20 protein-coding genes are annotated in these 20,745 nt (G+C 58.0%); 12 read left to right on the top strand and 8 right to left on the bottom strand.

Annotated elements, in window-relative coordinates:
- Positions 1 to 332 precede the first annotated feature (332 nt).
- From purM to ACJ5NV_RS11795, 4 genes are all read left to right on the top strand, one after another.
- Positions 333 to 1,379 carry a phosphoribosylformylglycinamidine cyclo-ligase gene (gene purM / locus ACJ5NV_RS11810; RefSeq protein WP_411643938.1) on the top strand — a complete coding sequence of 349 codons (1,047 nt, stop codon included), beginning with the start codon at positions 333 to 335 and terminating at the stop codon, positions 1,377 to 1,379.
- The gene (gene purN / locus ACJ5NV_RS11805) at positions 1,376 to 1,972 is read left to right on the top strand and encodes a phosphoribosylglycinamide formyltransferase (protein ID WP_411643936.1); all 597 of its coding nucleotides are present in this window, start codon (positions 1,376 to 1,378) and stop codon (positions 1,970 to 1,972) included. The genes purM and purN overlap by 4 nt, the downstream gene beginning before the upstream one ends.
- 86 nt (positions 1,973 to 2,058) lie before the next feature.
- Positions 2,059 to 3,216, top strand: a complete 1,158-nt coding sequence (gene rnd, locus ACJ5NV_RS11800; protein WP_411643934.1) for a ribonuclease D — start codon at positions 2,059 to 2,061, stop codon at positions 3,214 to 3,216.
- Between the two features lie 57 nt (positions 3,217 to 3,273).
- On the top strand, positions 3,274 to 3,681 hold the full coding sequence (locus ACJ5NV_RS11795; protein WP_411643932.1) for a SufE family protein: 408 nt from the start codon (positions 3,274 to 3,276) through the stop codon (positions 3,679 to 3,681).
- Positions 3,682 to 3,684: 3 nt separating this feature from the next.
- On the opposite strand, the gene ACJ5NV_RS11790 is transcribed toward ACJ5NV_RS11795, so the two are convergent.
- From ACJ5NV_RS11790 to ACJ5NV_RS11770, 5 genes are all read right to left on the bottom strand, one after another.
- Positions 3,685 to 4,698 (bottom strand): Hint domain-containing protein, encoded by a 1,014-nt coding sequence (locus ACJ5NV_RS11790; RefSeq protein ID WP_411643930.1) that lies wholly within the window; start codon positions 4,696 to 4,698, stop codon positions 3,685 to 3,687.
- A gap of 320 nt (positions 4,699 to 5,018) precedes the next feature.
- The gene (locus tag ACJ5NV_RS11785; protein WP_411643928.1) at positions 5,019 to 5,642 is read right to left on the bottom strand and encodes a DUF1638 domain-containing protein; all 624 of its coding nucleotides are present in this window, start codon (positions 5,640 to 5,642) and stop codon (positions 5,019 to 5,021) included.
- Positions 5,639 to 5,974: a YbjQ family protein gene (locus ACJ5NV_RS11780; RefSeq protein ID WP_411643927.1), complete on the bottom strand. Its 336-nt coding sequence runs from the start codon at positions 5,972 to 5,974 to the stop codon at positions 5,639 to 5,641. The genes ACJ5NV_RS11785 and ACJ5NV_RS11780 overlap by 4 nt, the downstream gene beginning before the upstream one ends.
- On the bottom strand, positions 5,955 to 6,176 hold the full coding sequence (locus ACJ5NV_RS11775; protein WP_411643925.1) for a hypothetical protein: 222 nt from the start codon (positions 6,174 to 6,176) through the stop codon (positions 5,955 to 5,957). Before ACJ5NV_RS11775 ends, ACJ5NV_RS11780 begins: the two co-directional genes overlap by 20 nt.
- A 52-nt stretch (positions 6,177 to 6,228) precedes the next feature.
- Positions 6,229 to 6,936 (bottom strand): corrinoid protein, encoded by a 708-nt coding sequence (locus tag ACJ5NV_RS11770; protein WP_411643923.1) that lies wholly within the window; start codon positions 6,934 to 6,936, stop codon positions 6,229 to 6,231.
- 133 nt (positions 6,937 to 7,069) lie between these two features.
- Here ACJ5NV_RS11770 and ACJ5NV_RS11765 point away from each other — a divergent pair, with 133 nt between their 5' ends.
- The gene (locus ACJ5NV_RS11765; RefSeq protein WP_411643922.1) at positions 7,070 to 8,152 is read left to right on the top strand and encodes a PA0069 family radical SAM protein; all 1,083 of its coding nucleotides are present in this window, start codon (positions 7,070 to 7,072) and stop codon (positions 8,150 to 8,152) included.
- 151 nt (positions 8,153 to 8,303) lie between these two features.
- On the opposite strand, the gene bmt is transcribed toward ACJ5NV_RS11765, so the two are convergent.
- From bmt to ACJ5NV_RS11750, 3 genes are all read right to left on the bottom strand, one after another.
- The gene (gene bmt, locus ACJ5NV_RS11760) at positions 8,304 to 9,320 is read right to left on the bottom strand and encodes a betaine--homocysteine S-methyltransferase (protein ID WP_411643920.1); all 1,017 of its coding nucleotides are present in this window, start codon (positions 9,318 to 9,320) and stop codon (positions 8,304 to 8,306) included.
- An 87-nt stretch (positions 9,321 to 9,407) separates the two neighbouring features.
- Positions 9,408 to 11,201, bottom strand: coding sequence for a phosphatidylglycerol lysyltransferase domain-containing protein (locus ACJ5NV_RS11755; protein WP_411643919.1), 1,794 nt, complete (start codon positions 11,199 to 11,201; stop codon positions 9,408 to 9,410).
- A gap of 134 nt (positions 11,202 to 11,335) precedes the next feature.
- Positions 11,336 to 11,650: a DUF1476 domain-containing protein gene (locus tag ACJ5NV_RS11750; protein WP_411643918.1), complete on the bottom strand. Its 315-nt coding sequence runs from the start codon at positions 11,648 to 11,650 to the stop codon at positions 11,336 to 11,338.
- Positions 11,651 to 11,780: 130 nt separating this feature from the next.
- On the opposite strand from ACJ5NV_RS11750, the gene purC reads away from it, so the two are divergent.
- The 7 genes from purC (at position 11,781) to ACJ5NV_RS11715 (ending at position 20,728) form a co-directional block, all read left to right on the top strand.
- The gene (gene purC / locus ACJ5NV_RS11745; RefSeq protein WP_411643916.1) at positions 11,781 to 12,545 is read left to right on the top strand and encodes a phosphoribosylaminoimidazolesuccinocarboxamide synthase; all 765 of its coding nucleotides are present in this window, start codon (positions 11,781 to 11,783) and stop codon (positions 12,543 to 12,545) included.
- Positions 12,546 to 12,558: 13 nt separating this feature from the next.
- Positions 12,559 to 12,789, top strand: a complete 231-nt coding sequence (purS, locus tag ACJ5NV_RS11740; RefSeq protein WP_411643915.1) for a phosphoribosylformylglycinamidine synthase subunit PurS — start codon at positions 12,559 to 12,561, stop codon at positions 12,787 to 12,789.
- On the top strand, positions 12,789 to 13,457 hold the full coding sequence (gene purQ / locus ACJ5NV_RS11735; RefSeq protein WP_411643914.1) for a phosphoribosylformylglycinamidine synthase subunit PurQ: 669 nt from the start codon (positions 12,789 to 12,791) through the stop codon (positions 13,455 to 13,457). The genes purS and purQ overlap by 1 nt, the downstream gene beginning before the upstream one ends.
- A 44-nt stretch (positions 13,458 to 13,501) precedes the next feature.
- The gene (locus ACJ5NV_RS11730; RefSeq protein WP_411643912.1) at positions 13,502 to 15,310 is read left to right on the top strand and encodes a sensor histidine kinase; all 1,809 of its coding nucleotides are present in this window, start codon (positions 13,502 to 13,504) and stop codon (positions 15,308 to 15,310) included.
- A 10-nt stretch (positions 15,311 to 15,320) separates the two neighbouring features.
- A complete protein-coding gene (locus ACJ5NV_RS11725) occupies positions 15,321 to 16,655 on the top strand; it encodes a sigma-54-dependent transcriptional regulator (protein ID WP_411643910.1) in 1,335 nt (444 codons plus the stop codon).
- A 333-nt stretch (positions 16,656 to 16,988) separates the two neighbouring features.
- Positions 16,989 to 17,609 carry a YdeI/OmpD-associated family protein gene (locus ACJ5NV_RS11720; protein WP_411644109.1) on the top strand — a complete coding sequence of 207 codons (621 nt, stop codon included), beginning with the start codon at positions 16,989 to 16,991 and terminating at the stop codon, positions 17,607 to 17,609.
- Between the two features lie 455 nt (positions 17,610 to 18,064).
- The gene (locus ACJ5NV_RS11715; protein WP_411643909.1) at positions 18,065 to 20,728 is read left to right on the top strand and encodes an Rne/Rng family ribonuclease; all 2,664 of its coding nucleotides are present in this window, start codon (positions 18,065 to 18,067) and stop codon (positions 20,726 to 20,728) included.
- The last annotated feature ends 17 nt before the right edge of the window (positions 20,729 to 20,745 follow it).

Genomic DNA, 20,745 nt, shown 5'->3' with positions numbered 1-20,745 from the left:
GATGCGCATTCGCGAGCGCGGGGCGAGGCGGCTGCCCCGCGATTCTGGGGTGAGCCGCCTCTGCATATGGGGAGATAAAGGAAACTGAGGAGGGATCGTTTATCTTGTATATAGTGATGCCTCGAAAAGGTTAACAAAGCTTGAACCGCACCGCGCCAATCTCCTTTTTGCGTGTGAAATGCGCGGCTATTTTTTCATCGCGACCGCGCACGGGCTTGCATGTATGTTCCCCACGCTAAAGAATTCATAGCCCGGTGCCTGCACAGGCTTTCCTTTCAGGGGCCATCTGGCGTATCCCGCTGCAAAGCGACCAGTGCGAGGAGCCTTTGAAAATGGCAGAACAAAAGAACGGGCTGACCTATGCCGATGCCGGGGTGGATATTGATGCAGGCAACAGCCTGATCGAGCGGATCAAACCTGCCGCAAAGCGCACCGCGCGACCCGGCGTGATGGCCGGGTTGGGCGGGTTTGGTGCGCTTTTTGATCTGAAGGGTGCGGGTTACACTGATCCGATCCTTGTCGCGGCCACCGATGGGGTGGGCACGAAGCTGCGGATCGCCATCGACACAGGCAATGTGGACACGATCGGCGTTGATCTGGTCGCCATGTGTGTGAACGATCTGGTCTGCCAAGGGGCAGAGCCGCTGTTTTTCCTTGATTATTTCGCAACGGGCAAGCTGGAGCTGGATCAGGCGACCCGCATCATTAACGGTATCGCCGCAGGCTGCGAAGCATCAGGCTGCGCGTTGATCGGTGGCGAAACCGCAGAAATGCCCGGCATGTATCATGACGGCGATTTCGACCTTGCAGGCTTTGCCGTCGGCGCGATGGAGCGCGGGGCTGATTTGCCCGGCGGGGTTGCGGAGGGTGACGTATTGCTGGGTCTTGGCGCAGATGGTGTGCATTCCAACGGCTATTCGCTGGTCCGGCGGATCGTGGATGTGTCAGGCCTGTCATGGGCGGATCAGGCACCCTTTGCGGACGAAGCGCTTGGGGCCGCCTTGCTGGCGCCGACACGGCTGTATGTCAAACCCGCGCTGGCTGCGATCAGGGCAGGGGGCGTTCATGCACTGGCCCATATTACCGGCGGCGGTCTGACCGAAAACCTGCCGCGCGTGTTGCCCGATGATCTGGGTGTGCAGATTGATCTGAACGCTTGGGAACTGCCGCCTGTGTTCCGTTGGCTGGCTGAAACTGGTGGGCTGGCGCAGGCTGAAATGCTCAAAGCCTTCAATGCCGGGATCGGCATGGTGCTGGTCGTGGTTGCAGATCAGGCGGACGCGCTGACCGGGATGCTGACGGATGCAGGCGAGAGCGTGCACAGGTTGGGCACCGTGACCAAGGGGGCTGGTGTCAGCTACGAAGGCGCGCTGCTGTGACGCAGCGCGTTGCGATCCTGATTTCAGGTGGCGGGTCGAATATGGTGTCGCTGGTCAATGCGATGACCAGCGATCATCCTGCACGGCCGGTACTGGTTTTGTCGAATGATCCGGAAGCCGGTGGTTTGGCTAAGGCGCGCGCGCTGAATGTGCCGACCTTTGCCGTTGATCACCGCCCCTTTGGCAAGGATCGCGCCGCTTTCGAAGCGGCCCTGCAAGACGCCCTGATGCTTGCGAAGCCGGATATCATTTGTCTTGCCGGTTTCATGCGCATCCTGACGCCGGATTTTACCCGGCATTGGGCCGGGCGAATGCTGAATATCCACCCGTCACTGCTGCCGAAGTACAAAGGGCTGCACACCCATCAACGCGCTATTGACGCAGGTGACAAGATACATGGATGCAGTGTGCATGAGGTCACGGCAGAGCTGGATGGCGGACCCATTCTGGGACAGGCGCGCATCGCTATCCAGTCGGATGACACACCCGAAACCCTTGCCGCAAAGCTGTTGCCGCTGGAGCATCAGCTATACCCTGCGGTCCTGCATCGCTATGTCACCGGGGACCGCAGAATGGTCACACTTGGCGCGTAACATCTGCTTGTTCTTTCATTCGTTCTGACAATCGCGTAATAGTGGGTCGCAGTGCGCTGTGAGCCAGTACGATTGACGGAACAAGAATGAAAAAGATCACTACCACGACCGAATTGGCTGCTTTTTGTAGCGAGGCTGCCAAACGTCCTTTTGTCACCGTTGATACCGAATTTCTGCGTGAGCGCACCTATTATTCCAAGCTTTGCCTTGTGCAGCTGGCCTATCGCGATGCGGCGGGCGAAGACGCCGCACTTGTTGATCCGCTGGCTGATGGGCTGTCGCTCGAGCCGCTTTACGATCTTTTCCGTGATCACGGTGTGGTCAAAGTGTTCCATGCCGCGCGGCAGGACCTTGAGATATTCTTTGTCGATCAGGGTGTGATCCCGGAACCGCTGTTTGATACGCAAGTGGCTGCCATGGTCTGTGGCTTTGGCGAGCAGGTCGGCTATGAAACACTGGTCCGTAAGATCGCCAAGGCCGATCTGGATAAATCCTCGCGCTTTACCGACTGGTCGCGCCGCCCATTGACGGATGCGCAGCTGAAATATGCGCTGGCGGATGTCACCCATCTGCGGGACATTTATGAATTTCTTGCGGCGCAGCTGGAAAAATCTGGCCGCAAGAAATGGGTGGCCGAAGAGATGGATGTGCTGGAAGACCCATCAACCTATCGCACCGATCCGGATGATGCTTGGCTGCGGGTCAAAACACGCACGCAGTCTGGCAAATTTCTGGCGCTGGTGCGCGAGCTTGCCCGGTTTCGCGAAACCTATGCCCAGAAACGCAACATCCCCCGCACGCGGGTCTATAAGGATGATGCGCTGATCGAACTTGCCTCGACCAAGCCGCAGTCAGAACAGGATCTGGGCCGCTCGCGGCTGTTGCTGCGTGAGGCCCGCAAGGGTGACATTGCCGAAGGTATCCTGACCGCGATTAAAACTGGCCTTGCCATGAAGCCCGAAGATATGCCCAAGCCTGATACTGCGCGGGCCAAGCTACAGGTGAACCCGGCGCTGGCGGATATGCTGCGCGTCCTTCTCAAGGCGAAGGCGGATAATGAGGGTGTTGCACAAAAGTTGATCGCCTCATCCTCTGATCTGGATGCGCTGGCCGGGGGCGAGCGTACGCTGCCCGCTTTGAAGGGCTGGCGCAAGGAAGTGTTTGGTAATGATGCGCTGCGTCTGTGCGAGGGGCAGGTAGGGCTGGCTGTCAAAGGGCAGAAAGTCGTGACCGTCACGCTTTGATCTGGACCTTGCAGGGTGCCGCACCTACATGATGGGGCGCAACGGAAAGGCAGGCTCATGGCAAATCCCGATTTCGAAGACTTGGTGGATACCTTCGAATTCCTTGACGACTGGGAAGACCGCTATCGGCATGTGATCGATATGGGCAAGGCGATGGACCCGCTTGAAGATGCGCTGCGCGTGCCCGCCACCAAGGTTGATGGCTGCGCCAGTCAGGTCTGGCTTGTGCCGACGATCAGCGATGGCACTTTTCGTTTCCGTGGGGACAGCGATGCGATGATCGTTCGGGGCCTGATTGCCGTGCTGAAGACGCTTTATAGTGATCAGCCGGTGTCTGAAATTACCCGGATCGACGCGGTGGCTGAACTGGGGCGGTTGGGGCTGAACGATCACCTGTCGGCGCAGCGGTCGAATGGATTGCGCGCGATGGTCGCGCGGATACGGGAAACGGCGGCGGCGGCGTAGCGGTCAAGCCGCCTTTGTGGTGTTCTGACCTGCACACTGGTGCCATTCATCCCTTGCTATCAATTCAGTCTCGCGTTTTGTAAGCACCGGAAGACAGCTGTCGTAGACTTGATCAACCGTCAACGCCGCATTCTCGCGTGCGATCTTGTCGATTTTCGCCATCTGGCGCGTGCCAAGGACGCCTTGTGATACGGGGCCAAGAAGAAGCGTTTCAGACCAGATACCCGCAGCGCAGACAACGGTGTGCCGTTCGCAAAGCACGTGATAGTAATCGACCGTATTTTCGTAGTCTTCGACATAGGCGCGATGGCCATCGACAAAAGCCTTTGCCGGGGCGAGCACATCGTGTGCGCCGAAGTTTAGCGCGTTGTCCGGCCCGGAGAGCATCATCCGGTGGTTGCCTGAAACGCGGACCTTTGATGTGTTGTTTATTTGATCGAAACTATCGGCTGAGAACGTAATCGGTCGCAAATGGGCACGCTTCGGATCGGTCAGATTGCCGACCCGCTGTTGCGCGGACCAGAGTATGCGCACAGCCTGCCCGGTCCAATCGACAAGGTGGTCGCCGGGGCGCAAATCCTCGACTTTTTTGTAGCCGCCAGTGGTCAGCAACGGTGTTCCGGCGACAAAGCATAAGGGCACAGTGTTCCCTGGGGTGCCGTCCAGATCCAACACCATAACAACGTTTCCCAACAAATTTGGTGGCCCGTCTGGCCAGAAATAGTAGCTGTCGCCACCTGCGGTTGTCAGAATGGCAACTTGGAACGGCGGACCCAGGGTGAGTACAGTAAGCCCAACACGTGCGGTGCCGACCGCACTGACAGTCATCGGTTCATCCGTGAATGCGCCCCCGGTAAGGGTGACACTGTCCCCCGGTTCAAGCAGGGCATCATCGGGATCTGTGACTGTTCCGATGGCACCGCTGTTGAGAATGTTCAGAAGCACTGTCGTCGTGCCAAAAATATTAAGTGTGATGCCACTGGGGTGAGGTTGGAACAAGTTCGTTGCTGAGGGCATTGTCACGCTTTCATCATGGCTCTGATCGCAAATATTGAAGCAATCATGCGGCACTAATTAAAAAGATAAATAATCGTTAACGTGAGTTAACTTTCTGAGTCAATTCCTTAAGGTTGTTTTTCTGTGATCGTTTAAGAATTTATAGTAATTGAAACAGTCCCGCATAGATTGTCTCTGCGGTCGGCAAAACATTACTGCGTTTTTGTCCTAAAATGCCTCAGGACATTTCGGTTTATAGCTGCAAAACGCATCGCTGCCTGTCGCCGTTAGCGCAGACATGATCGGTGACGCGTGATGCCTCAGGTTGAAATTGAAACGCTTTAGGCGTGACGTAATGCGGGTACAAGATCGCCGTAGCCGGTGAGGCGGCGTTCAAACATCAGGCCTAACCGGTCGGCGCAGTTTTGGGCGATTTGTGTGAGCTGCGGATCGTCTGTTTGCGCCTGATAGACGAGCTTCTCGTAATGCCCGAAATACATATCCCGCAGCTCGGGGTGCCGATCCAGACCCAGCGGCTGCCAAACGAAGGCATCAAACTGCCGGACGAGGAAATCGGTCAGGTAGAACGCCGTGATTTCATCACGTGCGGCAAAGGCATCGACACCTTCGAAGAAGGCATAGCAATGCGGACCTGCGACCATCTCTACGCCCATATCGGCGCAGGCTGCCTGCAATTGCCCGCCGGTGCCGCAATCGGCGTAGACGACAAATATCCGGTCGTAATCAGCGCGGTGTTTCGCCACGGCAGCCTGCACGGCGGGCACGATCCGTTCTGGATGGTTATGCAAAATCGCGGGCAGGCATTGCAGGTCCAGATGGTCCCAGCCGTTGGCTGCCTTCAGCGCAAGGATTTCCCGCGCAAGCGCGCCGCAGGCAATCAACAGCACCGACCCAACGCCTTGGGGCGCAAGCCCGTCAGAGGTCAGGGCGGTATCGTTGGTCACGTCAGCCGCACCGCCGTGCCGTAGGCCACGATTTCAGAGGCCCCGTTCATGATCGCAGAGGTTTCCATCCGAAAGCCGATCACGGCATTTGCACCCATGCTACGGGCTTCGTCCTTCATCCGGTCCAGCGCCTGTTCGCGCGCCCCGGCCAGAAGGGAGGAATACCCTGTCATCTCTCCCCCGACGAGGTTGCGCAGACCGGCGACGATATCGGTGCCGATATGTTTGGCCCGCACGGTCGCCCCGCGCACCAGCCCCATGGTTTGCTGAACCTCGCGCCCGGGGACGGTGTCGGTCGTGCAGATCAGCATGTCAGTTTTTGAAACGGTCATAATGGTCATCGTCCTTGTTATTCAGCCGCTCTGCGATCACGCGCCAGCCGATATAGACGACCAGTGCCACGATGCTGAGGATCGCGAAACCGATGAATGGCGGTGCCTGGATGCTGGCCAGCAAAGCTGCGCCAACCCAGATCGTTGCCGCGGCGGCAGCGATCACGCAGATGATGATCAGAACTAATCTGTCGAGTGGCATGGTCCTCTCCTTCCCCTGTAACATAAGCGCGGGGCGGACCGATAAAAAGGGATCAGGCGCGGGCCAATCCCTGATTATGCTTGCGCGCCATAAAGCTTTTGGCTGTTTCCACAGCGACCGCTGCATCACGACAATAGGCATCGGCGCCAATTGCCTTGCCAAATTCCTCGTTCAACGGGGCGCCGCCGACCAGCACGATATAATCGTCGCGGATGCCTTTTTCGACCAGCGTGTCGATGACCACCTTCATGTAAGGCATGGTGGTTGTCAGCAGCGCGGACATGCCCAGAATGTCGGCACCTTCGGATTCCAATGCTTCCAGATAGCTTTCTACGGCATTGTTGATGCCCAGATCGACGACTTCAAATCCGGCACCTTCCATCATCATGGAAACAAGGTTCTTGCCGATATCGTGGATGTCGCCCTTGACGGTGCCGATCACCATCTTGCCCACGCGCGGTGCGCCGGTTTCGGCTAGCAATGGTTTGAGGATACCCATGCCCCCCTTCATCGCGTTGGCCGCAAGAAGAACCTCTGGCACGAAAAGAATACCGTCGCGAAAGTCGATCCCGACAATGGTCATACCCCCGACCAGCGCCTCTGTCAGGATGTTGTAAGGCTGCCAACCGCGTTCAAGCAGGATGTTCACGCCTTCTTCTATTTCTTCCTTCATTCCATCATACAGATCATCAAACATCTGCTGGACGAGTTCTTCGTCACTCAACTCGGACAGGATGATGTCGTCTTCTTCGTCAGACATGCGGAACCTCTTGAAACGCTTGTTAATGTAGTAGTGCGCGCGAACGCAATTTACTACCTGCTGAATAACGACATACAGCAGATCGTGACCGACCTGCCATTGTTGTGGTTCATGAAATGTTCTAATAAAGATCATGTCTGAACATCCGGTTCAAAAATCACATCGCACACCGGGGCGCGCGGCTGCGTCCAATCCCGATATCCGTTTTGATCGCTTCACGGCGGAAACGGTGGATGACGGTTGGGCCCGCGACGAAGAGCTGCCGGTGTTGCGCACCGAGGTGCGCGATGAAACCGCGCGCAAGGTGATTACATCCAATAGTTCCCCTGATCTGAGTTTTGACCGATCCATCAACCCTTATCGTGGGTGTGAACATGGCTGCATCTACTGCTTTGCCCGCCCCAGCCATGCGTATCTGGGCCTGTCGCCGGGGTTGGATTTTGAAACCCGCCTGATCGCCCGCCCCAATGCGGCAGAACAGTTGCGCAAAGAGCTGTCCAACCCGCGCTATCAGCCGAAAACGATTGCCATCGGTACGAATACTGATCCGTATCAACCGATTGAAAAAGAACGCAAAATTATGCGTGCCGTGTTGGAAGTGCTGCGCGATTTCAATCATCCGGTAGCGATTGTCACCAAGGGTACGCTGATTGCGCGGGATGTGGATATTCTTGCGCCGATGGCCGCGCAGGGGTTGGTACGCGTTGGGGTCTCTGTCACCACGCTCGACAACGCTGTGTCGCGTGCGATGGAACCCCGCGTGCCGTCGCCTGCCGCCCGGCTGCGGGTCATCCGGCAGTTGACCGACGCGGGTATTCCGGTGCGCGCGATGGTGTCGCCGGTGATCCCGGCTCTGACCGACCACGAGATGGAGGCGCTCCTGCAAGCCTGTGCAGAGGCGGGGGCGGTTGCGGCATCCTCTATCGTGTTGCGCTTGCCGCGCGAGGTGGCGGATCTGTTCCGTGAATGGGTGGCTGAACATTTCCCGGACCGCGCGACCCGGATCATGGGCCGTGTCCGTGAAATGCATGGCGGGCAGGATTACGATCCGCATTTCGGCCAACGGATGACGGGGCAGGGCGAATGGGCTGCGATTCTGCGGCAGCGCTTTCGTCTGGCAACCCGCAAGCTGGGGCTGGACCGGTCATTGCCACAGCTGCGCACGGATCTGTTTGCACGCCCGCCGCAGCCGGGTGATCAGATGTCGTTTCTTTAAGGGGGATTATCGCTGAAAGATGCCCCCGCACGACCACGACAATCGTGCGAGGGCTGTTTTTGTAACGGTCGTAGGCCAGCACGCCTGTCCCGTGATTCAATATTGAACTAACGTGGTTAAAAGAACGTAAACACGATCAAGATGACGCGCATTAGCTGCGCTTCCGACGTCCACGACGGGGGCTGGGTGCAGGACCGGCGCCATCCGTACCGTCAGAGGCAGAGGAAAAGCCGCCAAGCTTTTCGGTGATCATATCCAGTGTCGGCGCGTCACCTTTGGGCCGCGTTTCCAGCGCTTCCCGCATGCTGCGCAGGTGCTCTGGCGTGGTGCCGCAGCAGCCGCCGATGATCGTTGCACCGCAATCACGCGCCAGAACAGCATAATCGGCCATCAGTTCCGGCGTGCCATCATAGTGGATATGCCCATCATGGTATTTCGGGATGCCCGCATTGCCTTTGGCAATGATGGGTTGGGTTGGTCCAGCGGCGGCGAAGCCCAGAACCGTGCGCAGTAAATCGGATGCGCCAACGCCACAATTTGCCCCGAAACCAATGGGTTGGTGTTCGATCTTGCCAACCAGCTTGACCATCTCGGCGGAGGTCAGGCCCATCATTGTGCGCCCGGCGGTGTCAAAGCTCATCGTGCCGCACCAAGGCATATCGGCCAGTTTGAACGCCTCAGCCGCAGCCTTGTATTCCTCGGCCGCGCTGATGGTTTCCACCCACAGCACATCTGCGCCGCCGGCTTTCAGCCCTTCGGCCTGTTCGTGGAACATCTCGACGGCGATTTCATGGGTCAGGCTGCCCATCGGGGCCATGATTTCGCCTGTGGGGCCGACAGAGCCTGCGACGACGATCTGACGCCCTGACGCATCGGCGATCTCGCGTCCCAGCTCTGCGGCGGCTTTGTTCAACTCGTGTACGCGGGATTGCCCGTCATGCAGCTTCAAGCGCGAGGCGTTGGCACCAAAGCTGTTGGTCAGGAAGATATCACTGCCTGCATCGGCAGCGCCTTTGTAAAGGGTTTTGATCTTCGCGGTTTCATTCACGTTCCAGAACTCTGGCGCGTCACCGGACATCAGCCCCATATTGAACAGATTGGTACCTGTGGCCCCATCGGCCATCAGCCAGTCACGGCTTGCGAGCAGTTTGGACAAAGCATTGGTCATTTGCGATCTGTTCCCTTGGAAAACGTCGCCCTTCGCTTCTCATGTCTGCCGCCTGACTGCAAATCGAAACCGCAGGGCGCGGCGGCTTTACAGGCCCGGTTTTACCCGCGCGGCAAGTTTCCAAGAAAGGTTTGCCAATGGTCGGTGTACCGCAATTCCGATCACGACCCCGGTGAACCAGAAGGTCAGCTTGTTTGGCGCGGCGTGATAGCGACCGACCCAGATCGGGCAAAAGCTGCGCTTGAACTGGATCAGACCGGCGCGCTTTTCCGCCCAGAAAGCAGGGGTGTGGCGCGGATCTGGAACGGCGGCGAGCGACAGCCGCGCGACACCTTCGGCGCGGGCTTGGCTGATCGCGGCAACAATCGCCGCATGCATTGTGCCATCGGGCAGCCCTGCCACATGGCGGATCAGGTCGAGCGTCCATTCCGCCCGGCTGGTGTGAAAGCTGATGAAGCCGATGATCCGGTTGTCCTGCTTGATAAGAAAAACACGCTGCTGCGCGATCAAATCGGGTGCGAAACGGCCCATGGAAAACCCGTATTCCCCACCATGGGCGATGGCCCATTCTGCTGCGATGTCCCTAAGCGCTGCCATGGACAGATCGGTCGTTTGCGTCACCGTGACGCCCGCCTGCTCTGCTTGTCGCAGCTTGCGGCGCAAGGTCTGCCGTTTGCCGCCGGATGTGGTCCATGTGGCGGGCTGGATCATCGCCTCCATCGCGGTGCGGCGCACGTACCATCCTGCTTTGCGGGCCGCCAGCGCATGCCTTGATGCGCAATTATAAAAGGCGGGGACGCGGCCGCGGGTCAGGCTTTCCCGCCAAAAATTATTGATATCAGATACTTGTGGTGCGCTTTGCATCTGCGGGCCAATAGCGCACATGATGCCCGGCGCGTCGCCGATGAAATAGGGCTGATCCGCAACGTCGCGCAATTCCCCTGTCTGGGCGATCAAACCCCAGTGTGCGGGGGCTTGTGCTGGTCGCGCTGTGGGTCGTGTCGGGCGGGCGATTGATGCGAGGGCAAGAAGGGCGGGCGCAAGGTAATAGACGATCCGGAACGCGATGATCGTGCCAACCACCTGTTCGGGCGCAAGCATCGGGATCAGCGCAAGCAACGTCAGATCAAACGCACCGGTACCGCCGGGGCTGTTTGAGATCAGCCCAAGCCCCAGCGCGATCACATAGGCCGCGATGATGATATCGAAGGGTACGTTCGTCCCGGCGGGCAGCAAGACATAAAGCGCGAGTGCTGCGCAGCTCATGTCGATGCCCGTCCAGACCATCAGACGCGCCAGATGTGTGGCCTGCATTTGCGGCACAAAGCGCCGCCACCCCAGCGCCAGCAAAACGACCGTGCCCAATAGCAACGTCGTGAGCCAGGGCAGGGACAGCGATACCGGCAACGCATCCGCGCCGACCCACCACAGGGCGATCAGGGCGAAGGGGAACCAGCAGGCGGTGAATGTCAGCGTGACCGCAGCGGACAGGCGCGTGGCCTGCCACAGGCTGAGCGTGGGAAGACAGCGCCAACGCACAAGGCTTGCGGTAACCGCGCCAAACCCCACCATCTGCGCGATGGCCACGGCCCGAATGCCTGCGCGCCTAGCGGCGGGTTGGCTGACGCCTGTGCGCAGAACCTCGTGCCAGATGGCGTCATATCGCCCCAAAGCCAGAAAGCTGAACCATGTGGCACAGGCTGCGATGATCCAACTTGCGGTGCTGACCTGCCCCAAGGCCACGCCAATCGCGGCCAGATCCATTGCTGCCAGTTCCCGCCAGAGCAATCCGCCAAACAAAACAAGCGCCCCAATGGGCAAACCAAATTGAACAAGCGTTTTCGGGAAACTCCCCGAGAGTTCTGGACGCAACTGAAACATGACTACTCCGATACCACCTGCGATGCAGCTAGGGTCGCCGGGTGAACAGGACGTTAATTGGTCGGTGTGTGCAGTGCAAAACGGCGCGTCAGCAGAAGTGACGCGCCGTTAAACTGTTAACAACTTAAATTAACTCAGTGCTCTTCAAGCAGCTGCGCCTTGGCCACTGCCAGCAGTTCCACCATTTTTGTGCGGATCGTTGTTTCGTCTGCTTTGTCGCCCAGATCGGACGAAAGCTTGCGGTAGACATCTTCGTTGCCGGGTTCTTCGAAATCGGCCTTGATGACCTCTTTGGCGTAGGCATCGGCATCGGCGCCGGTTTTGCCCATCAATTCGGCGGCCCAAAGGCCCAGCAGCTTGTTGCACCGCGCTTCGGCTTTGAATTGCATATCGGCATCATGGGCGAACTTGGCTTCAAAGGCGTGCTCGCGGTCGTCGAATGTGCTCATGGGGGTGACCTCTGGTTTGAATAGCGTTGTTCCTGATATGCCTTCGCAAGTCCTTGCCCGCAAGGGGGGCATGCACTATGACGCGGACAAGTCGCGCCCCGCATCGGGCCGCGCAGAACGAGGGGTACGTATGGCGCGCCGCAAGAAAGTATACGAAGGCAAGGCCAAGATCTTGTATGAAGGCCCTGAGCCGGGCACTTTGGTCCAGTATTTCAAGGATGACGCGACCGCGTTCAATGCCGAGAAGAAGGCCGTGATCGAGGGCAAGGGCGTTTTGAACAACCGCCTGTCGGAATTTTTCATGACCGGCCTGACCCAGATCGGTATCCCGACCCATTTCATCAAACGCCTGAACATGCGCGAGCAGTTGATCCGTCAGGCGGAAATCATACCGCTGGAAGTGATCGTGCGCAATTTTGCCGCCGGATCCATGGCCAAACGTCTGGGTATGGAAGAGGGCATGTCACTGCCGCGCCCCATTGTCGAATTTTCATATAAAGACGACGCTCTTGGCGATCCGCTGGTCCCCGAAGAATATATCATCGCCTTTGGCTGGGCCACCCAGCAGGACATGGATGATATCGTCAGTCTTGCCTTGCGGGTGAATGATTGGATGTCGGGCGTGATGTATGGCGTTGGCATCAAGTTGGTTGATTTCAAGATCGAGGTGGGTCGCGTCTGGGACAATGAATTCCCGCGCCTGATCCTTGCCGATGAAATCAGCCCTGACAGTTGCCGTCTGTGGGATATCGAGACCGGCCAGAAGCTGGACAAAGACGTGTTCCGCAGGGATCTGGGCAATCTGACCGATGCCTATACAGAAGTGGCAAAGCGCCTTGGCGTGATGCCCTCTAACGTGACCCACCGGCCCGCAAAGCCGACACTGATCAATTAGAAAGGCCCCGACCATGAAGGCACGTGTGCATGTGATGCTGAAAAACGGGGTCCTTGACCCGCAGGGTGAGGCGGTGCGCCATGCGCTTGGCACGCTGGGGTTTGACGGTGTCGACGGCGTCCGCCAGGGCAAGGTGATCGAGCTGGAGCTGGCCGATGGCACCTCTGAGGCGACGGTGAACGAAATGTGTGAAAAGCTGCTCGCCAATACTGTGATCGAAAGCTACCAGGTGGAGCTTCTTTGATGCGCGCGGCAGTGATCGTGTTTCCCGGTTCCAACTGTGACCGAGATATGGCTGTCGCGCTCAAGGCGGCGGGGGCCGATGTCAGCATGGTCTGGCACAAGGATGCCGCATTGCCCGAGGGCATCGACCTTGTGGCCATTCCCGGTGGGTTTTCCTTTGGGGATTATCTGCGCTGCGGGGCGATTGCCGCGCAATCACCGATTTGCAAGGCTGTGGTGGCGCATGTGGAACGTGGCGGCTTTGCCCTTGGCGTTTGCAACGGATTTCAGGTGCTGACCGAAACCGGCCTGCTGCCCGGCGCTTTGATGCGCAATGCCAACCTGAAATTCATTTGCAAGACAGTTGAAATGAAAGTGGAAACCGCTGATAGCGCCTTTACCGAGGGTTACACTGCAGGGGATGTGGTCACTTATCCGGTGGCCCATCACGATGGCAATTACACAGCCGACCCGGATACGTTGGCACGGCTGGAAGGCGAAGCGCGGATCGCATTTCGCTATATCAATAACCCCAATGGTGCCGTGGCGGATATCGCTGGTGTGCTGTCGGAAAACCGGCGCGTGCTGGGGCTGATGCCGCATCCTGAACGGGCGGTTGATGATGGCCATGGCGGGACAGGCGGGCAAGCCTTGTTTCGTGGGCTTGTCGGACAATTTGCAGAAGCTTGATCTACGTCCTTGCTGCAATCGCATGACGGTCGTAAGCTATTAAGATGTATGACTTCGGCAAATTCAACCTGTTTGAAAAACTGGGTATTGAGAAGCTCCGCCTTTTTGGAAAAACGGGCACGGGCAAGGGCAAAGCACGCTGGTATTTACGCCTGTCAATCTTGGTGTTTTGCCTGTTTGCTGTCATCGTTATCTATGTCAGTAATCAATTTCTGACCCAGCGCTTTACCGATACGATCCGCAACCGGGCCGAGGTCCGGTTGAATTCAAATATGAATAGCCTGATTTCGGAATTGAAGGGGAGCTCCTTCGTGCCGCAGGTGCTGGCGCGTGATTCTGATCTGATTGCCGCGCTGATAACGAATAACCATGCGCTGTCGACTGCGCGGCTGATGTCCTTTGTGGATGAGGCCGGGGCGATGACAATGACCCTGCTGAACCGGGACGGGCGCGCGGTTGCGGCAACGGATCGTGGTCGCTTGGGCCAGAACCACCGTAACGCGCCGTATTTCGTCGCTGCGATGCGCAATAATCAGACTGTCTATTCGACATACCGCCACCCGGAGACCAACGCTTTTTCGCTTGTGTATTCGCGCAAGGTCGAATCCAGCAATCGGATGCTGGGTGTGATCGTGGTCGAAGTTGACGCGCCGCGTCTGGAACAAAGCTGGGCGGGCGTGTCCGATGCTGTATTCGTGGCCGACAGCGAAGGCATGATCATCATGTCCACAGAGCCCCGCTGGCGCGGTCTGCAAGAGGCGGAGGCACTGGCGTTGCAATCGGCCCCTTCGGCCATCGAACGTGCCATTCGTATGACGCAGGCTTGGGCGTCGCTACCGGCGGATGCTTATCTACAGGGTGAGGCCGTGCTGCGCCGCGAGGTGCGTGTGCCGCATCAAGGCTGGAAGATGGTCAGCTTTACCACCTATGCATCGGTCCGCGAGAAGGTGAACGGCATTCTTGCGCTGGAAGTGATGGGATTCGCGATTCTGCTGGCCATCATGTTTTGGTTCATGTCGCGTAAGACCGCGTCGCGATTGGTGTTTTTCCAGCGTGAATCAGCAGAGCTTCGCGCATTGAACCGCAGGCTACAGCGGGAAATTGCTGAACGTGAGAAGGTCGAAAAGACGCTGGAAGTGGCCGAACAGACCATTGCGCAATCGTCAAAACTCGCCGCCTTGGGCGAGATGTCAGCGGCTGTGAGCCACGAGCTGAATCAGCCGCTTGCCGCGATGAAAACATACCTTGCCGGTGCCCGGCTTTTGCTCCAGCGTCAGCGCCCGGATGAGGCCCTGTCATCGTTCCAGCGGATCGATGATTTGCTGGGCCGGATGGGGGCGATCACCCGGCAGCTGAAATCATACGCCCGCAAGGGTGAAGAAGCCTTTGAACCCGTTGATACAAGGGCTGCGGTGTCCATGGCGCTGGCTTTGATGGAGCCGCAATTGAAGACCCGTGCGGTCAATATTATCCGCACTTTGCCGAATGAACCGGTGATGATTTGGGGCGACAGGCTGCGGCTGGAACAGGTCATCATCAACCTGCTGCGCAACGCATTGGATGCGACAAAAAAGGCAACTAATCCCACGATTGAAATTTTGCTTGTTGCCGGGGACATAATTAACCTGCAAATTCGTGATAACGGCGAAGGTATCGAAAACCTGGCCGAGCTGTTCGAACCTTTTTACACAACCAAAGCACCGGGGGACGGCACCGGCTTAGGGCTTGCGATATCGTCGGGTATCATCAACGATATGAGTGGTCGCCTCACAGCGCGTAACGCGGTGGATGGTGGCGCGATATTTGAAGTACAACTGCCGGTCATGAAGCAAAGCGTAGCTGCGGCAGAATAAGGATGGAAATATGACGACCAAGGCCATGAAAATTGCAATTGTCGATGACGAAAAAGATATGCGTCAATCGATCAGCCAGTGGCTCGCGCTTTCAGGTTTCGACACAGAAACCTATGCTTCGGCAGAGGATGCGCTGAAGGGGCTGGGGAGCGATTTTCCAGGTATCGTTGTGAGTGATATTCGTATGCCCGGCATGGACGGGATGCAATTTTTGAAGAAACTCAAGGGCGTGGATAGCTCTCTTCCGGTGATCATGATCACGGGCCACGGCGATGTGCCGATGGCGGTTGAGGCGATGCGCGTCGGTGCTTTTGATTTTCTGGAAAAGCCGTTCAACCCTGACCGCATGACCGAGCTGGCCAAAAAGGCCACGGCCGCCCGTCGTCTGACGCTGGACAACCGTGCGCTGCGCAAAGAGCTGTCCGACGGTACGGCGCTGATGAAAAAGCTGATCGGCCAGTCCGCCCCGATGGAGCGGTTGAAGGAAGATATCTTGGATCTTGGGCAGGCCGATGGCCATGTGCTGATCGAAGGCGAAACCGGCACTGGTAAAACGCTTGTGGCCCACGCGCTGCATGCTGTGGGTGCCCGTGCCAACAAGAAATTCGTTTTGATCAGCTGCTCTGCCTATGACGAGGAAACGCTGGCCCGCCGGATCTTTGGCCCGGCCAAGGACGATGAGCCAATCCCGGCCATCGAAGAGGCCCGTGGCGGAACCTTGGTTCTTGAGGATATTGAAGCACTTAGCCATGCGTTGCAGGCCCGTTTGCTGACCTCAATCAACGAGCAGGGCACACCGGCAGAGACCCGGATTGTCGCGATTTGTAACCTGCAAGAGCAGGATAAAACCTGTGAAACCGTGCTGCGCCCGGACCTGTTTTACCGTCTCGCCGCGCTGCGGATTACGGTGCCACCGCTGCGTCAGCGGGGCGAGGATATCCTGTCGCTGTTCACCCGTCTGGGCGATCAGTTTGCTGACGAATATGGCTGTGACGCGCCTGAGGTCAGTGCGCAGGAAGCGGCCCAATTGCTGCAAGCGCCTTGGCCGGGGAACGTCCGTCAGCTGATCAATGTGGCTGAACGCGCCGTGCTGCAAAACCGTCGCGGGACCGGCTCCATCGCATCGCTGTTGATGGCCGATACCGAGGAAATGAAGCCCGCGATGACGACCGAGGGCAAGCCATTGAAAGAATTCGTAGAAGCTTTTGAACGCATGCTGATCGACAACACGATGCGCCGTCACAAAGGATCAATCGTGTCGGTGATGGAAGAGCTTTGTCTGCCGCGCCGGACGCTGAACGAGAAGATGGCGAAATACGGGCTACAGCGGTCCGACTATCTTTGAACAAGGGGTTAATACCCCGAAGCGTTGCGCGTCCCATTCTGTGGGGCGCGTTTTTTATGTTTTATGGAATCGGGTGTTAATGCCTGATTTTCTGGGATTTTAGGCGTTCGGATTGCCATCGGATATGCATCGGAAAAGCGTCGGACTTTTTTTCGCGGTTTGCCGGGTTAAGGCAGCGTGCGGTGCAAAACATGAATGCGCTCTTAACCCTTTGATCCGGGGCGGGCAGGGCGCTGAACGCCGGCCGTTGGGGTGCCACGATCTGACAATCCTCTATCCAAAGCCACGCTTGCGTGGTTTGATCACGGGGCGGCACTGGATAGTGGGTTTATCATGATCACGGATATCGAAGACTATTTCACCAAGGGCTGCGGGCGCTGTGATCGCTTTGACACCCCCGATTGTTCGATCCGGCCCTGGGCTGACGGGTTGAACGCCCTGCGCAGCCTTTGTCTGGAGGAGGGGCTGGAAGAGACGGTGAAATGGGCGCATCCCTGCTATATGCATCTGGGCCGCAATATCGCGATTTTTGGTGCGTTTCGCGGGGATTTTCGCCTAAGCTTTATGAATCCGGCTTTAATGACAGACCCCGACGATGTGTTGGAGCCGAATGGTCCGAATGCCCGCCACGCCGGGACGCTGCGGTTTACGGCCAATGATCAAGTCGCGCCAAAGGCCCCGATCATCAGGGCCTATCTGGCTGAGGCGATGGGCTATGCCGCGCAGGGCATCAAGCCGCCCAAGGATCACAGCATGCCGGACTTTCCCGAAGAGCTGATCGCGGCGCTGGAAGCCGATCCGACACTGGCCGAGGCGTTCCATACGCTGACACCGGGGCGACAGAAAAGTTACCTCATCAACCTCAACGGGGCCAAGCAAGCGGCCACGCGGTTCAATCGGATTGAAAAATTTCGTGACAAGATCATGGCAGGTAAGGGTGCGTTGGAGCGCTAAAAGTGCCTTGTTTTCAAGTGCCGCAACCGCAGGTGGCTTGGGTCTGCGTTTCCTGTCGGGGGACAATAAGTGAAATTGTCATTGTAATACTATGGCTTCCTCCATTATGTAGGAATGACGGAAAGCCTTGCAGACAACGCGTGGCATCTTCCGCAAGAATTCTCTGTTTTGGATGATGAGGGCAGATTGCCCGTCACAACCGGACAGCTGATTTGGCCGAAAGGTCAGAAGTACGCCATTGGCTGTGTTTACTCAGATGCAGGCCGGGCCTTGAACGGGCCGCAGAATACGCGGTCGGAGAAGAAACGCGATGCAACGCGCGCAACATAGCAGGCAAGATGCAGCCGCCCTGAAGGGCGCTGGCACAGCCCGCGTGCAGATCGCCACAATCAGACATGTAACACGGACAACAGCGCCCCCAGGGGCGCCCCCGCAGTTATGTGCGAACGGACAATATGCCAAAGAAAATGCTCATCGATGCCACACACGCGGAAGAAACCCGCGTTGTTGTGGTCGACGGAAACAAGGTCGAAGACTTTGATTTCGAAAGTCAATTCAAGCGCCAGCTTGCCGGGAACATCTATCTAGCCAAAGTTACACGGGTCGAACCGTCGCTACAGGCTGCTTTTGTGGACTATGGTGGTAACCGCCATGGGTTCCTTGCGTTCTCGGAAATTCACCCTGATTACTATCAGATCCCCGTCGCGGACCGCGAAGCGCTGATCGCCGAGGAACGCGCCTATGCCGAAAGTCTGAAAGCGCAGGACGAGGAAGACGACGAGAAATCCAAACCCAAACGCCGTCGCGGTCGTACTAAGGCTGCCGACGCCGAAGGTGCTGATGCGGTCACCACCGCAGAGGTCGAAACGCCAGAGGAGGAAACCTCTGGCGATATCGCGGGTATGGAAACCATCGACCTTGACGATGATGAGGCCGATGAGGGTAATTCCCCCATGGTGCTGGTGGGCGACACGCCTGTTGAAACGCCGTCCTCTGACGATGATCAGAGCGATGATGATCAGCCTGAGATGGCGGCGACCGACAAGGACGACGAAATCGAAAGCGTCGCCGAAGAGGATGATACCGACGAGGTGCGCCCGGTCCGCAAGCCGCGCCCGAAGCGTTACAAGATCCAGGAAGTCATCAAGGTCCGCCAGATCCTGCTGATCCAGGTGGTCAAGGAAGAACGCGGCAACAAGGGTGCGGCCCTGACGACATATCTGTCCTTGCCCGGTCGCTATTGCGTCTTGATGCCCAACACCGCCCGTGGCGGCGGTATCAGCCGCAAGATCACCAATGCCGCTGACCGCAAGAAGCTGAAGGAAATCGCCGGTGCGATGACCGTGCCTGATGGGGCTGGTCTGATTATCCGTACTGCCGGTGCGCAGCGTACCAAGGCCGAGATCAAGCGCGATTACGAATATCTTCAGCGCATGTGGGAACAGATCCGCGAGCTGACCCTGAAATCCACCGCCCCTGCGAAGATCTATGAAGAGGGCGACCTGATCAAACGGTCGATCCGCGATCTTTACAGCAAGGACATCGACGAGGTGATCGTCGCGGGTGAGGCTGGCTATCGTACGGCCAAGGACTTCATGAAGATGATCATGCCGTCCCACGCCAAGAACGTGAAATACTACGCCGAACAACTGCCGCTTTATGCCCGCTATCAGGTCGAAGGCTATTTGGGCGGCATGTTCAACCCGACCGTGCAGCTGCCATCGGGCGGCTATATCGTGATCGGCATCACCGAGGCATTGGTCGCGATTGACGTGAACTCTGGCCGGGCGACCAAGGAAGGCTCGATCGAGCAGACCGCGACAAAGACCAACCTTGAGGCCGCCGATGAGGTGGCGCGCCAGTTGCGCCTGCGCGATCTGGCCGGTCTGATCGTGATCGACTTCATCGACATGGACGAGCGCAAGAACAACGCGGCTGTCGAGAAGCGCTTCAAGGACAAGCTGAAGACGGATCGCGCCCGCATTCAAGTGGGCCGGATTTCCGGCTTTGGCCTGATGGAAATGTCCCGCCAGCGTCTGCGCCCCGGCATGCTGGAGGCGACGACCCAAATGTGCGCCCATTGCCATGGCACGGGTCTGTTGCGCTCGGATGACAATGTTGCCTTGTCGATCCTGCGGTCGCTGGAAGAAGAGGGCGTACGTGGTCGTACCAAAGAGGTCCTGATCAAAGCCCCGATTTCCATCGCCAATTTCCTGATGAACAGCAAACGCGAACATATTGCGGATGTGGAAGCCCGTTACGGCATGTCGGTCCGGATCGAATGCGATCCGACGCTTGTGTCCCCGGATTACGCGCTGGATAAGTTCAAGACCGCCACACGTGTGGTGCCTGAGGCTGCACCTGTTGTGACCACCTCGATCATGATGGAAGATGACGAGGATGAGCCGGAAGAGGTTTTGGCAGACCAGCCAGAAGATGAGGCGGATTCCGAGGATCGCCCGAAGCGCAAGCGTCGGCGGCGTCGTCGGCGGCGGGGTGGTGGCAATAATGGTGACCACAATGCCGATCAGCAGCAATCTGATGCGTCGGACGTGAATGCGGATGAGCAGCGTAAAGAAGCGGAGGCTGAGGCCGAAGCGCCTGCTGTGACCGAAGCAGAAGCGCCGACAGAGGCCGCTGAGGTCCCGGCTGAAGAGGCTGAAAAGCCCAAGCGCAAGCGCGTACGCCGCAAGAAAGCTGAGGAGCCAGCGGAAGAGGCTGAGGCAGCCGCGCCTGTTGCCCAGGAACCAAAAGCCGAAGATGCTTCTGAGGAGAAGCCTGCGCCGAAGAAACGTACACGGGCGCGTAAGAAGCCGGTTGCCGAAGAGGCACCTGTTGAAGCGGAAGCGCCCGCGCCTGAGGCGGAGGAAAAACCAAAGCCCAAGCGTCGGAGCCGGGCGAAGCCGAAAGCGGAGCCAGCGCCGGAGCCGGTTGAAGCCAAAGCGCAGGTGGCAGAGGCGACGGCACCCGTTGCCCCTGTAGAGGAACCCGCACCGGTGGCCGCTGAACCTGAACCTGCGAAAGAGCCTGTGGCCGCTGATACCGTCCCGGCTGAGCCGCAGAAGGCCAGCCCGCCCAAGCCAAAGCGCAAAGGCTGGTGGTCATTGGGCCGCGGCTGAGCGGGGCAAGGTTTAAG

Source organism: Loktanella agnita (assembly GCF_046640325.1).
GTDB classification, from domain to species: Bacteria; Pseudomonadota; Alphaproteobacteria; order Rhodobacterales; family Rhodobacteraceae; genus Yoonia; species Yoonia agnita.
The sequence above is the reverse complement of the archived record's forward strand: the minus strand, read 5'-3'. Positions and strand labels throughout refer to the sequence as shown.